This is a genomic window from Pseudomonas veronii, from assembly GCF_002028325.1.
GTDB classification, from domain to species: domain Bacteria; phylum Pseudomonadota; class Gammaproteobacteria; order Pseudomonadales; family Pseudomonadaceae; genus Aquipseudomonas; species Aquipseudomonas veronii.
The window spans coordinates 4,143,994-4,156,426 of the sequence record NZ_CP018420.1; the positions used below are offsets into that span (position 1 = coordinate 4,143,994).

At 61.9% G+C, this 12,433-nt stretch carries 13 protein-coding genes; 8 read left to right on the forward strand and 5 right to left on the reverse strand.

Features of this window, described 5'->3' with window-relative positions; translation table 11 throughout:
- Nucleotides 1-3 precede the first annotated feature (3 nt).
- The 5 genes from PverR02_RS18695 to PverR02_RS18715 form a co-directional block, all read right to left on the reverse strand.
- On the reverse strand, nucleotides 4-663 hold the full coding sequence (locus PverR02_RS18695) for a hypothetical protein (RefSeq protein WP_079444123.1): 660 nt from the start codon (nucleotides 661-663) through the stop codon (nucleotides 4-6).
- Nucleotides 663-5,006 (reverse strand): RHS repeat-associated core domain-containing protein, encoded by a 4,344-nt coding sequence (locus PverR02_RS18700; protein WP_079444124.1) that lies wholly within the window; start codon nucleotides 5,004-5,006, stop codon nucleotides 663-665. Before PverR02_RS18700 ends, PverR02_RS18695 begins: the two co-directional genes overlap by 1 nt.
- 266 nt (nucleotides 5,007-5,272) lie before the next feature.
- A complete protein-coding gene (locus PverR02_RS18705) occupies nucleotides 5,273-5,503 on the reverse strand; it encodes a cytochrome C oxidase subunit IV family protein (RefSeq protein ID WP_017849346.1) in 231 nt (76 codons plus the stop codon).
- Nucleotides 5,504-5,510: 7 nt separating this feature from the next.
- A complete protein-coding gene (locus PverR02_RS18710; RefSeq protein ID WP_079444125.1) occupies nucleotides 5,511-6,074 on the reverse strand; it encodes a cytochrome c oxidase subunit 3 in 564 nt (187 codons plus the stop codon).
- Entirely contained in the window at nucleotides 6,058-6,834 is a 777-nt protein-coding gene (locus PverR02_RS18715; RefSeq protein WP_017849348.1) for a CbbQ/NirQ/NorQ/GpvN family protein, read from the reverse strand. The genes PverR02_RS18710 and PverR02_RS18715 overlap by 17 nt, the downstream gene beginning before the upstream one ends.
- 195 nt (nucleotides 6,835-7,029) lie before the next feature.
- Here PverR02_RS18715 and nirS point away from each other — a divergent pair, with 195 nt between their 5' ends.
- Genes nirS through ahbB (PverR02_RS18760) form a run of 8 tightly spaced genes read left to right on the forward strand, consistent with a single transcriptional unit; the run spans nucleotide 7,030 to nucleotide 12,425 of the window.
- The gene (gene nirS, locus PverR02_RS18725; RefSeq protein ID WP_046383073.1) at nucleotides 7,030-8,703 is read left to right on the forward strand and encodes a nitrite reductase; all 1,674 of its coding nucleotides are present in this window, start codon (nucleotides 7,030-7,032) and stop codon (nucleotides 8,701-8,703) included.
- Nucleotides 8,704-8,727: 24 nt separating this feature from the next.
- The gene (locus tag PverR02_RS18730; RefSeq protein WP_046383072.1) at nucleotides 8,728-9,042 is read left to right on the forward strand and encodes a c-type cytochrome; all 315 of its coding nucleotides are present in this window, start codon (nucleotides 8,728-8,730) and stop codon (nucleotides 9,040-9,042) included.
- Between the two features lie 16 nt (nucleotides 9,043-9,058).
- Entirely contained in the window at nucleotides 9,059-9,376 is a 318-nt protein-coding gene (locus PverR02_RS18735) for a c-type cytochrome (protein WP_017849352.1), read from the forward strand.
- Nucleotides 9,373-10,542, forward strand: coding sequence for a cytochrome D1 domain-containing protein (locus tag PverR02_RS18740; RefSeq protein ID WP_079444126.1), 1,170 nt, complete (start codon nucleotides 9,373-9,375; stop codon nucleotides 10,540-10,542). The genes PverR02_RS18735 and PverR02_RS18740 overlap by 4 nt, the downstream gene beginning before the upstream one ends.
- A 1-nt stretch (nucleotide 10,543) precedes the next feature.
- Nucleotides 10,544-11,002 (forward strand): Lrp/AsnC family transcriptional regulator, encoded by a 459-nt coding sequence (locus PverR02_RS18745; protein WP_017849354.1) that lies wholly within the window; start codon nucleotides 10,544-10,546, stop codon nucleotides 11,000-11,002.
- Between the two features lie 23 nt (nucleotides 11,003-11,025).
- Complete coding sequence (gene ahbB, locus PverR02_RS18750) at nucleotides 11,026-11,514, forward strand: siroheme decarboxylase subunit beta (protein WP_057004487.1); 489 nt, start codon at nucleotides 11,026-11,028, stop codon at nucleotides 11,512-11,514.
- Nucleotides 11,507-11,950, forward strand: a complete 444-nt coding sequence (locus PverR02_RS18755) for an Lrp/AsnC family transcriptional regulator (RefSeq protein ID WP_046383070.1) — start codon at nucleotides 11,507-11,509, stop codon at nucleotides 11,948-11,950. The genes ahbB (PverR02_RS18750) and PverR02_RS18755 overlap by 8 nt, the downstream gene beginning before the upstream one ends.
- A complete protein-coding gene (gene ahbB, locus PverR02_RS18760; RefSeq protein WP_017849357.1) occupies nucleotides 11,925-12,425 on the forward strand; it encodes a siroheme decarboxylase subunit beta in 501 nt (166 codons plus the stop codon). Before PverR02_RS18755 ends, ahbB (PverR02_RS18760) begins: the two co-directional genes overlap by 26 nt.
- Nucleotides 12,426-12,433: the final 8 nt, after the last annotated feature.

The window sequence follows — 12,433 nt, forward strand, 5'->3', positions numbered from 1 at the left end:
CCTTTAAACTAAATATCGATAAAAAAGCTCGACCTCATGCGGATCTTCAAGCGATTTTAACGCCGCCTTGTAGTGCTCCTCAACTCTCTGCTTGAGCCCCTCAGTAGCGAGTAAGTATAGAGCAGGGTACACGGTATTGGAGCGAATCCATTCATTTGAATCTACTTCATCAAACCACTTGAGTGCTAACTCAACGCTGGTCAGTAACTGCTCTTTCCAGCCCGGCTTTTCATCCGGAGTTTCGAATGAATATAGCCATATCGAAAACCTCTCATTGAAGTGCTGAAGTGATTCGCTGGATTCCTTCAGTATCCGCCAATCGGTCAGTTCGGCGACAACCTGATTGGATGTGCGAGTTTTTATAGATTTCTCTATAATTGATTTTGACCAACTTTCCGGATACTCGAACTTGTCATCTCTCAGTGCCTTTTCAAGGACTGTATTCACATGCACCATCAGTGTCGGATCGAGAAGCTGCAGCGTCAAGTGGAGAGAAAACCATCCTTTTTGCTTGGAAAGCCCCATTGAGTAGCGCCTGATTCGACCCTTATTGTCGGTTTTTTCAAAAAAACGGTCTTTTTTTTGCGTGAACCCATGGTTTTCAAATGTCTCAGCTATACCTGAGATTAGTAATTTCAACATATTCTCGACACTTTCAATCATTACGGCAACCTCCATAGTGGCACCCTAGCCTCACTCACAGTAACACCTGTTGCTTTTTTCCCGGAATGCCCAAATACCCCCTGCCCATTAGTGATGACTTTATCTTTTGCAAGCTGGGCTTTAGAGCGTATCGCACGGCCTGATTTAACTTCGACAGAAATGATTTTTTGTGTTTTGTTATTTCTTATTAAAATATCTACGTAGCGGCCCCGCCCTGCGCCTGGCGTTCTTACATAAACCTGCCTACCGAGCACGGTAACATTAGGGTTTTTCATGAGTCTCTGATAAACCAGGTTCTCCGCTGCTAAACCATTGGCCTTATTCTGCCGTCGTTGTGCAGCAGAGCATGCCCAACCCAATGGGTCTATCCATCCCGAAGGATTAGGAGCGTATTGATAAAAGTTGAACCCACCCATCAAGTCAATAGGGTCGGTTGTTGTAAAGCGACCTACATCCGGATCATAAAACCTAAACGTATTAAAATGCAGCCCCGTCTCCCGATCCAGATACTGCCCCTGAAACCGCAAATTCTGCTCTTCAATGAAGTAAGGCTCGCGCACCTCCTCCCGCGTATTGCCCCACACCCGATAAGTCGCTCGCCAGACATCATGGCCGTCGGCCTCGGTGAGTTGCTCCGGTAAGCCGTTCAGGTCGTTGTGGTAATACCGCACGCGTTGGTATTCACCTTCGCCGTCGACTCTGGCGAGGGGTTCGTAGCTGTCGCCGTCGTAGAGATAAAGGCTGGTCTGGCTGTGTTTATGCTCCTGCAACAACCGCAGGCCATCCCAGGTGAACCGGGTTTCGCCCCGCGGATAGCCATCGCTGCCGTGTTCAGTTTTTTCAATGCGCCGCCCCAGCGGGTCGTAGGCCATCCTGACCACGCTGCCATTTTCATTACGCACTTCAACCAACCGGCTTTCGGCGTCGTAGGCAAAACGCTGCAAACCTCGCACAACGCTGCGCTTTTCAATCATTCGCCCAAGAGCGTCGTATTGGTAACGTTTGTCTTGATACGTCAGCAGCCGGTTATGCCGTACCAGGCCGCCTTGTTGTGGCCCGTCGAGCAGGTTGGCCGCCGCATCGTAGGCATAGGTTTCGATCCGGCCTATCTGTTGGCTGACGAGGATACGTCCGCTACTGTCGTAGGCCAGGTGCTCTTGGCGATCGGTACGGCGGCGTCCGATCAGGTTGTCGCTGGGGTCGTAGCTGTAGTGGGTTTCGACCAATGGCGGCAACTGCCACGGCTGGTCGATGCTGCGCCGCTGGCGTGAGCGGACCCGGCCACTGCGGTCGTAGTCGGTATTTGTTCTGAGTTGACCCTGGGTGCGTTGCAGTTCGCGGTGCAGGCGGTCGCGTTCAAAGTCGCTGATGACGTGGCCGTCGAGATTCAGCTGATGCAGGTGGCCGCTGCCGTAGTACAGGCGATTGAGCCAGCGTCCGTCAGGCAAGTGGGTTTGAGTCAGGTTGCCCAATTCGTCGTAATGGTGTTGCAGACACCCCGCCGAGCTGTGTTCTTCAAACAGTTGCCCCAGCGCGTCATAGCTAAAGCCAAGTGCTTGCTCGCGACCGTCGAGAGCGGTGAAGGTGACCGCGACCAGTTGGTCGTTCAGGTCGTGCTTATAAACGGTGGTGCCGTCGGCGGTGACTTTGCTGACCAGGCGCCCGAGCGGGTCGCGTTGGAACTGGTGTGTCAGGGCGTCTACCGGCTCGCCTTCGGTGCCCGGCAGGTAACCGACGGCGACGACGTTATCCAGCGGGTCATAGGCATAGCAGCGCCGACTGTGGTCGAGGTCTTGTTGCTGCACCAGGCGATCGGCCGCGTCCCACTCAAAGCGATAGCTTTCGCCGTTTTCATTGGTCAGTTTCAGCAGTCGCCCGTAGGCGTCGTGGTCGAAGGTGACGCAGCGGTTGTGCGCGTCCCAGCGTTGTTTGACCTGGCCGCGCCGGTCGTAGGCATAGCGGGACGTGTTGCCGGCGGGGTCGACATAGCCCGTCAGATAACCACTGGCGTTGCGCTGGAAATGCTCAAGGCGCCCGTCCGAAAGTCGGCATTCCAGCAACAACCCTTGCCGGCTGTACTGATAGCGCACCGACTCACCTTCAGCATTGGTGTGCACCACCACATTGCCGAACGCATCGTACTGGTAGGCGGTGGCGTAGCCCGAGCAATCCACCTCCTCGATCAGTTGGCTCCACTCGTCCCAGTGCAGCTTCCGGGTTTTGTCGGTGGCATCGATGATCTGCACCGGCTGGCCGAAATCGTCGTAGACATAACGGGTGCGGTTGCCCAGCGGATCGATCTCTTCGATGCAGTTGCCATGCCGGTCGTAGCGGTAATGCCAACGGTTACCCGCCGGGTCGGTTTCCACTTCGGGCAATGCCCAATGCGCCAGCCACTGGGTGTTGCTGATCCTGGCCAGTGGATCGGTCACTGCGCTCAGGTTGCCGGATTCGTCGTAACTGAAGCGCCACTGGCCGTTTTGCGGATCAATCGCGCCGAGCAATTGGCGATCTTCGCTCCATTCGAACTGCCACGTATGGCCCAGGTTATCGACGTAGCGGATGATCTGGTACTGCGGGTTCCAATAGCGTGTGCTGACCCGTTTCAGGCCATCGGTAACGCGCGTGATACCGGCATCCAGGTCGTAATCGAAGGTGAATTCATCGCCGGCGTCGGTCCAATGCCGGCTGACCCGCCATTCTTCACCCTGCGGGCCAGACACTGCGCGCCATTGGTAGAAGCAGCGCAAGCCACTCGGCAGTTGGTGTTCGACCATGCGCCGCGCGCTGTCGTAAGCAAAACGTCGTTGGCTCGTGCCTTGTGCGTCGAGGACTTCGGCCAGGTCGCCGTGGGTGTCGTAGCGATAGCTGACCAGCACGTCGCTGCGCCCAGCAAAATGTTGCCGATGCAGGTAACGGCGCTCGATATGGCTCACGCGCCGCGGATGCTCGACGGTGTAGCTCACGTCGACATGCATCAGCGCATGGCTGTCGCGCAGGCGACACAGGCGCCCCTGGGCGTCGTAATCCAGAAAGAGGCGCCCTTCGTTGCGATCACCCAGCAGATACAGGCGCATCCGCAAGGAGTTCAGAGGGTCGGGCTCGAAGAGCCGATACAGGCCGTCGATACTTTCGATCAGGATGGCGCCGTCGGCGCTGCGCCTGACCGCAAGGCCTTCGCCGGGGCTGAAGGCGCCGCCTGACAACGGGATGTAGCCGATGTCTACGCGGCGCCCCTGTTCGTCGATGTAGGTGAGGTGTTCATCTTGATCGATCTCGACGGCGACCTCATAGGCAACGCTCCAGCCGGCGCCGAAAAGGCCGTCGTGGCGTTGATCGAGGCTGCTGTAGAAGCGCTGCCAGTCGATGGGGAGCAGGCCTGGCAGGACGAAGTCCAGTTCTTCTTCGGCGCCGAGGATTTTGGCCCCGGTCGGGCTATGCACCGGGTTGGGCGAACCGTTGACCGCGCTGTTGAGTGCCGAGGTGAGCTTGCCGGTTCCATACGCCACGGCCCCGCCCGCCAGCGCGCCGCCGGCCAGGCACGGCAATTTGCTCCAAAAGCCTTTCACATTGCCGCGTAGCGCAAGCAGCGCGGCAATCGCCAAGCCGACGCCCGGTGTCTTGCCACTGCGAATTTCGCGCACCACGACGGGGTCGCCACCGATACGCACATCGGCAGAAATCAGCCCCTCGACGCTGCCGATCTTGGCGTCACACGTGCTGCGGTCACCGCTGCGTGCGGCCGGTTGCCCGTTGATGAAGACCGAACTGGAACCCTCGGCAATAAATTGCTCGGGCATGGGCGGGTGCTTGGTGCAGGCGACCGTGTCCAGCGGACACGGCACGGTACCGGCAGCGGGTGTGGCGACCGTCGGGCGCCACAGTTGTGAGAAAAATCCCTGTGCGATGTCCAGAAAACGGGGGGCCGGTGGCTCACTGGGCGCGATCGGCACAGCCATCATCTGTCCGGCGGCCCGGGCCGCTGGTTTGCCATTGATGAAAACGTCGTTTGAGCCGCTGGTGATAAAGGCCTCGATCACCGGCGGAAAAACCCAGTTGGCGGCGGTTTCGCACCAACTGGAGATCTTCACGTCAGCCCCCGAGAGCCCGGCGCTGATCCCCACCACCGCGCCGACCGCCAGTCCCAGGGCGACGCATCCAACGCCACCTGTGGCAATGGTCACGCCGGTCGCTGCGGCAATCAGCGCGCCAGCGGCCAGGCAGCCCACGGACGTGATGGCGGCATAGGCGGCGACTTCCAGCACACCGCCGAGAACATCGGCCATCATTGAGGCGTGCAGCAGCGCGTCGCCTTCGCGGGCGGCCCAAAACGCGTCAGTCATGACCAGCAATCCCTGCCTGAAAAGGCCGGAATCAAATCACGCGACTAACGTGTTGCTCAGGTGAGACTTTCCGAGGGAGGCGTAAGAATTTTCCCAAAGCAGGCGGAGCGGAGGTGCCTGCGATGCAGACATCTCAGTCCATCAGGTCCACCCAGGCGATGCCATCGCAGGCAAGCCAGCTCCCACTGGTGACCGGGCCCGGCTTCCAGAATCAAGTCGGCTATACGGCCGCCTCGCTTTGGCTTTTGATCTTGGGCGCCCCGAGCCTAGACAAGCCCCACCACCAACACCAGAACCACCGGCCAACCCAGCACCAGCCGACGCCAAAACCTGGGAGCATGCCGCAACTCCATGAACCCATCGGCAATCAGCCACGCCTTGACCACCGCCAGCAGCAAAACCGCCAGCCACAGCCCGGAGCCGCCGGCGAGCACGGTGCCGACGCTGAGCACCACCAACGTGGCCCAACACACGATCAGCCCTTGGGAAATGGACATCGGTACCTCATCCAATCACGTAAACCAACGGAAACAGCACCACCCACACCAGGTCCACCATGTGCCAATACAGCACCCCCGACTCCAGCCCGCCGACCGACAGCCCGCCGCGCCAGCAGCCCAGCGCCAGCCACGCGAGAATCACCATGCCCAGCAGCACATGCAGGAAATGGAACCCGGTCAGTAGCCAGTACAAGGTAAAAAACGTGCTGTGCTCCAGGCCCAACCCGGCAGCGCCGAGGTGGGCGTACTCGGTGAGTTTGATCGCCACGTAGACCAGCGCCACCAACAGCGCCGCGACGAACAAGCCGGCACCGCGCCGCCAGCGCTGCAATCGCACCTGCTGCAACGCCAACGCCGCGAGCAGCCCGGCGGTCAACAGGCTCAAGGTCATCGCCAGCCCGGTGGAGGTGTCCAGTTGCGCGCGCCCTTCGGCATACACCTCGGGCTTGAGCACCTGGGTCACGGCGAACGCGAGGATCAGAATCGCGAACACCGACAACTCGGCAAGGATGAAAAACCACATCGCCAGGTCGCCCGGCAGGCGGCGCGGTTCAGGCAAAGTACACATCGACCACGTCCATCAAGGCGGTCACGGTGTGCGGGTCGTCCGTCAGCGCCTCGGCCAGGCATGCCAGGCAGGCTTCGCGAATGGGCATGCCGGCGGCGATCAGGCGCGCGGTGAAAATCAGCAGACGCGTGGAGGCCACTTCTTCCAGGTCGTGTTGATCGAGGCGGCGCAAGGCCTGGCCGAGGCGCACCACCTGGGTCGCCAGGGCAAGGTCCACCTGGGCCTCGCGCGCCACGATGCGCGCTTCGCCCTCGACGGCCGGGTAATCGAAGCGCATCGCGACGAAACGCTGGCGGGTGCTGGGTTTCATGCCCTTGAGCAGGTTCTGGTAACCGGGGTTATAGGACACCACCAGCATGAACGACGGCGGCGCCTTGACCACTTCGCCGGTGCGCTCCAGGTACAACTCGCGGCGGTCGTCGGCCACCGGGTGCAGCACCACGGCGGTGTCCTGGCGCGCCTCGACCACTTCGTCCAGGTAGCAGATTCCGCCTTCGCGCACGGCACGGGTCAGCGGGCCGTCCTGCCACCAGGTGCCCTCGGCGCCGATCAGGTGACGGCCGATCAGGTCGGCGGCACTCAGGTCGTCGTGGCAGGCCACGGTGTACAGCGGCAAGTTCAGACGATGCGCCATGTGCTGCACGAAACGGGTCTTGCCGCAGCCCGTGGGGCCCTTGATCAGCACCGGCATGCGGTGGCGCCAGGCGTGTTCGAACAGCAGGTGTTCATTGTCCAGGGGTTGGTAGAAGGGCTCAGTCATGACAGGCATCCACAGCGGGTTTGATGGCCACGCTAAGGGCGCCTGCGACAACCTGGCAAGCACCGCCCGAGACAAACTTGATCGTGATCAAGCGAAGTTTGCGGTGCTGCCCCCTAGTCTGGCCCCGCACGAAGAACCTGCGCCCCGCACCGTGTTGCGAGGCAACGCAAAGGTCCCGCCTGAGGAGTAAATGGAATGCTGACTCGCAACAGAAAACCCTTCACCCTGAGCCTCGCCGCACTGAGTTGCGCGTTGGCCTTGGCACTGCCCTTGAGCGCCCATGGCGCACCCCAGCCGGCCGAAGTGAAAACCGCCGGCGCGCCGGACATGAGTCAGGCCGACTTCGACACCTCCAAACAGATTTACTTCGAGCGCTGCGCCGGTTGCCACGGCGTGCTGCGCAAGGGTGCCACCGGCAAACCGCTGACACCGGACATCACCCAGGCCCGTGGCCAGGCCTATCTGGAAGCGCTGATCACCTACGGTTCCCCCGCCGGCATGCCGAACTGGGGCACCTCCAATGCGTTGACCAAAACCCAGATCAGCCACATGGCCAGCTTTATCCAGCACACCGCGCCAACCCCGCCGGAATGGGGCATGGCCGAAACCCTCAAGACCTGGAAAGTGCTGGTCAAGCCCGAAGACCGTCCGAAGAAACAGCTGAACGATCTGAACCTGGAAAACCTGTTCTCCGTCACCCTGCGCGACGACGGCAAGATTGCGCTGATCGATGGCGACAGCAAGAAAATCGTCAAACTGATCAACACCGGTTATGCCGTACACATCTCGCGGATCTCCGCCTCGGGCCGCTACCTGCTGGTGATCGGCCGCGACGCCAAGATCGACATGATCGACCTGTGGCCCGCCGAACCGACCAAGGTCGCCGAGATCAAGGTCGGCATCGAGGCGCGCTCGGTGGAGACCTCGAAATTCAAGGGCTACGAAGACAAGTACGCCATCGCCGGTTCCTACTGGCCGCCACAGTTCACCATCATGGACGGCGAGACCCTGGAGCCCAAACAGATCGTGTCCACCCGCGGCATGACCGTCGACAAGCAGGAATATCACCCCGAGCCCCGTGTCGCGGCGATCATCGCCTCCCACGAATGGCCGGAGTTCATCGTCAACATCAAGGAAACCGGCAAGGTGATGCTGGTCAATTACCAGGACATCAAGAACCTCACCATCACCACCATCGACGCCGCGCCGTTCCTGCATGACGGTGGCTGGGACAGCACGCACCGCTACTTCATGACGGCGGCCAACAACTCGAACAAGGTCGCGGTGATCGACTCCAAGGAACGCAAGCTCACTGCCTTGGTCGAGGTCGGCAAGACCCCGCACCCAGGCCGTGGCGCCAACTTCGTACACCCTACCTACGGACCGGTCTGGGCCACCAGCCACTTGGGCGACGGCGGTATTTCGGTGATCGGCACCGACCCGATCAAACACCCGCAATACGCCTGGAAACAGGTGGAATCGCTCAAGGGCCAGGGCGGCGGCTCGCTGTTCATCAAGACCCATCCCAACTCCCGGCATTTGTATGTCGACACCACCCTCAACCCCGACGCCAAGCTGAGCCAGTCGGCCGCGGTGTTTGACATCGACCATCTGGACAAGGGTTACACGGTGCTGCCGATCGCCGAATACGCCGGCATCAAGCAAGGCGCGCTGCGCGTGGTGCAGCCGGAATACAACAAGGCCGGCGACGAGGTGTGGTTCTCGGTGTGGAACGGCCAGACCGAGGAATCGGCGCTGGTTGTGATCGACGACAAGTCCCTGAAGCTCAAAGCTGTTATCAAGGACAAGCGCCTGATCACCCCAACCGGAAAATTCAACGTCTACAACACCCAACACGACATTTATTGAGCCCCATCAACACAAGGACTTCCGATGAAAAATACTCTCCTCGCACTGCTGACCTGTGCCGCCGCATTCAGCCTGCAACCGGCCTTCGCCCAAGACGGGCTGGCCTTGTTCAGCAGCAAACCCTGCGTCGGCTGCCACATGGTTGACAGCAAACTGGTGGGGCCGGCCTTGAAGGACGTCGCGGCCAAGAACGCCGGGGTGAAAGACGCCGCCGTGACCCTCGCCAGCCACATCAAAAACGGCACCCAAGGCAACTGGGGGCCGGTTCCGATGCCACCGAATATGGTGACGGAAGACGAAGCCAAGGTCTTGGCCGAATGGGTCCTGACCTTGAAATAAGCACAAGGAGCGCGCCATGAATGCATCGATGATCGGTACGGCCATGGCGCTGTTCCTGCTGATTCCCACGTGGGCGCTGGCCACACCGGACGCCGCCCGCCTCGAACACCTGCTGACCCAGGACTGTGGCGCCTGCCACGGCCTGTACCTCACCGGCGGCCTGGGTCCGCCCCTCACCCCGGCGGCCCTCGCCGGGCAAAGCCGCGACAGCCTGACCGCCACCATTACCTATGGCCGCCCTGCCCGCGCGATGCCCGGCTGGGCGCCGTTGCTCAGTTCCAGCGAGATCGCCTGGCTGGTCGAACGCCTCTTGCAAGGAAGCCCCGCACCATGATGCGCCCCACTCTTCTATCGCTGTGCCTGCTGCTCGGTGCCTGTGCCCAACCGCCGCTGCGCGGTACTGGCGACCTGGGCCTGGTGATCGAACGCGCCAGCGCCAGTGTGCAAATCATCGAGACCAGCGGGATGACGGAGCTGAGCCGGATCGACGGCTTGGGCGACCTGTCCCATGCCTCGGCGGTGTTTTCCCGCGACCAGCGCTACGCCTACATTTTCGGCCGCGATGGCGGCCTGAGCAAAGTCGACCTGCTGCGCCAACGCGTTGAAAAACGCATCATCCAGGGCGGCAACAGCATCGGCGGCGCCATCAGCCAGGATGGCCGCCTGATTGCCGTGTCCAACTACCAACCCGGCGGGGTCAAGGTGTTCGATGCGCAGACCCTGGCCCAGGTGGCCGACATTCCCGCCACGCCCCTGGCCGACGGCAAACGCTCGCGGGTGGTGGGCCTGGTGGATGCGCCCGGCCAGCGCTTCGTGTTCAGCCTGTTCGACACCGGCGAGATCTGGAGCGCCGACTTCAGCCAGGGCAACACCCCGCAGATCACCCGGTTCCGCGGCATCGGCGAACAACCCTACGACGCGCTGATCACTGCCGATGGCCGTTACTACATGGCCGGGCTGTTCGGTGAGGACGGCATGGCCCAGCTCGACCTGTGGCATCCCGAGCACGGGGTCAAACGCGTGCTCGCGGATTACGGGCGCGGCCAGGCAAAACTGCCGGTGTACAAGATGCCCCATCTCGAAGGCTGGGCCGTGGCCGACAACCAAGCCTTCGTGCCCGCCGTCGGCCATCACCAGGTGCTGGTGATGGATGCACGCAGCTGGCAGCAGACCGCCGCCATCGACGTCGCCGGCCAACCGATTTTCGTCACCGCACGCCCCGACGGGCGCCAGCTGTGGGTCAATTTCGCCTACCCGGACAACGACCGCGTACAGGTGATCGACACCGAGACCCACAAAGTGGTGGCCGACCTGCGCCCCGGTCCCGGGGTGCTGCACATGGAGTTCACCGGGCGTGGCGAACAGCTCTGGCTGTCGGTGCGCGACGGTGAGCAGGTGCAGGTCTGGGACCCGTACCGCATGACCTTGCTCAAGACCTTGCCGGCCTTGAGTCCCAGTGGAATTTTCTTCAGCAGCCGCGCGCAAAAAATGGGGTATTGAGATGGACCTTGACCTGCTTAGCCGTCAATTGATCGAACGCTACCAGCACGGCATGCCGCTGTGCGCCGAACCTTATCGCGAAATGGCCCAGGTGCTGGGCTGCAGCGAGGCCCAGTTGATGACGTGCCTGCACCGCCTGGAACTGGCCGGTTCGCTGTCGCGGGTCGGCCCGGTGTTCGAACACACCCGCGCCGGCGCCAGCACCCTGGCTGCCCTGGCGGTGCCGGTCGAACGCCTGGAACAGGTGGCACGGCGCGTCAGCCAGTACCCGGAAGTCAACCACAACTATGCGCGCGAGCATCAGTACAACCTGTGGTTCGTGTTGACCGGCCCACACCGTCAGCACCTGCGACAGATCCTCGACGAGCTGGAGCAAGACACCGGCCTCATTCCCCTGGATCTGCCGATGCTCACCGCCTATCGCATCGACCTCGGGTTCTCCCTGGGAGCGCATCCGTGATCATCCCGCTGAGCCAAGAGCAAATGCTCGACCTGCGCCAATGCCTGGAACGCGGCTTGCCTCTTGTCTCGCGGCCCTACGACAACCTCGCCGAACAGATCGGCGCGCATCACGACCAGGTGTTGCAGCAGATGCAGCAATGGCAGGACCAGGGCCTGTTCCGCCGTGTCGGCCTGGTGCTCAATCACCGCGCCCTGGGCTTTGTCGCCAATGCCATGCTGGTGCTGGACGTGCCCGATGCGCTGGTGGACGAAGTGGGCAACCGCCTGGGCCGCGCGCCCGGTGTCAACCTGTGTTACCAGCGCCCACGCCGCCTGCCGCAGTGGCGCTACAACCTGTTCTGCATGGTGCATGGCCGCGAACGCGAGGAGGTCACGGCGCATATCCAGCGGATGCTGGAACAGCAGCAACTGAGTGACCTGCCGCACCAGTTGCTGTTCAGCACCCACGCCTTCAAGCAATGCGGCGGGCGCTTTACGCCGCCATCGTCGCAGGTATGGGCCCATGGATGATCTCGACCGGCGCCTGATCAATCGCCTGCAACACGGCCTGCCGCTGGTGCGCGAACCCTGGCGGCAGGTGGCGCAGGAACTGCACAGCCACCCGAGTGAAGTGCTCGACCGCCTGCACGACCTGCTCGAAGACGGGGTGCTGACGCGCTTCGGTCCGATGTTCGATGTCGAACGCCTCGGCGGCGCCTTCACCCTGGCTGCGCTGGCCGTACCCGACGCGCGCTTTGACGCGGTCGCCGAACAACTCAACGCGCTGCCCCAGGTGGCCCACAACTACCGCCGCGAACACCGCTGGAACATGTGGTTCGTGCTGGCCTGCGGCACCGAGGCCGAACTGGCCGCCACGCTGTCCCGCATCGAGACCCTGACGGGGTTGGCGGTGCTCAATCTGCCGAAGGAGCAAACCTACCATGTCGGTCTGTATTTCCCGGTCTGACCACCACCTGGCCCTGCGCCTGGTCGCCCTCACCCAGGGTGGCCTGCCGCTGCTGGACGATCCCTGGGCCTGGCTCGCCGAGCAGTTGGGCATCAGCGTCGAGTCGACCCTCGACTTGCTCAAGCACCTGCAGGCTGAAGGCGCGATCCGGCGTGTCGCCGCCGTGCCCAACCATTACCGCCTGGGCTATCGCCACAACGGCATGACCGTGTGGGACGTGGCCGACGTGCAGATGCCGCGCCTGGGCGAATTGATCGGTGCGCAGCCGTTTGTCAGCCATTGCTACCGCCGCCCGCGCCGTCCCGACTGGCCCTACAACCTGTTCGCCATGGTGCATGGGCGTAGCCGCGAGGAAATCGACAGCTACCGCGAACACCTGCGGTTCCTGCTCGGCGATGCCTGCCGCGGCGACGAGATGCTGGTGAGCAGCCGCATCCTGAAAAAAACCGGCCTGCGCCTGACGCCGGCACCTTAGAAGGAGCG

Bases quoted from the DNA above. Each gene is read 5' to 3' on its own strand.
- nirS (WP_046383073.1), top strand. From the start codon at position 7,030: ATGCTGACTCGCAACAGAAAACCCTTCACCCTGAGCCTCGCCGCACTG.
- PverR02_RS18715 (WP_017849348.1), bottom strand. From the start codon at position 6,834: ATGACTGAGCCCTTCTACCAACCCCTGGACAATGAACACCTGCTGTTC.
- ahbB (WP_057004487.1), top strand. From the start codon at position 11,026: ATGCTCGACCTGCGCCAATGCCTGGAACGCGGCTTGCCTCTTGTCTCG.
- PverR02_RS18735 (WP_017849352.1), top strand. From the start codon at position 9,059: ATGAATGCATCGATGATCGGTACGGCCATGGCGCTGTTCCTGCTGATT.
- PverR02_RS18700 (WP_079444124.1), bottom strand. From the start codon at position 5,006: ATGACTGACGCGTTTTGGGCCGCCCGCGAAGGCGACGCGCTGCTGCAC.
- PverR02_RS18695 (WP_079444123.1), bottom strand. From the start codon at position 663: ATGATTGAAAGTGTCGAGAATATGTTGAAATTACTAATCTCAGGTATA.
- PverR02_RS18755 (WP_046383070.1), top strand. From the start codon at position 11,507: ATGGATGATCTCGACCGGCGCCTGATCAATCGCCTGCAACACGGCCTG.
- PverR02_RS18740 (WP_079444126.1), top strand. From the start codon at position 9,373: ATGATGCGCCCCACTCTTCTATCGCTGTGCCTGCTGCTCGGTGCCTGT.
- ahbB (WP_017849357.1), top strand. From the start codon at position 11,925: ATGTCGGTCTGTATTTCCCGGTCTGACCACCACCTGGCCCTGCGCCTG.
- PverR02_RS18710 (WP_079444125.1), bottom strand. From the start codon at position 6,074: ATGTGTACTTTGCCTGAACCGCGCCGCCTGCCGGGCGACCTGGCGATG.
- PverR02_RS18745 (WP_017849354.1), top strand. From the start codon at position 10,544: ATGGACCTTGACCTGCTTAGCCGTCAATTGATCGAACGCTACCAGCAC.
- PverR02_RS18730 (WP_046383072.1), top strand. From the start codon at position 8,728: ATGAAAAATACTCTCCTCGCACTGCTGACCTGTGCCGCCGCATTCAGC.
- PverR02_RS18705 (WP_017849346.1), bottom strand. From the start codon at position 5,503: ATGTCCATTTCCCAAGGGCTGATCGTGTGTTGGGCCACGTTGGTGGTG.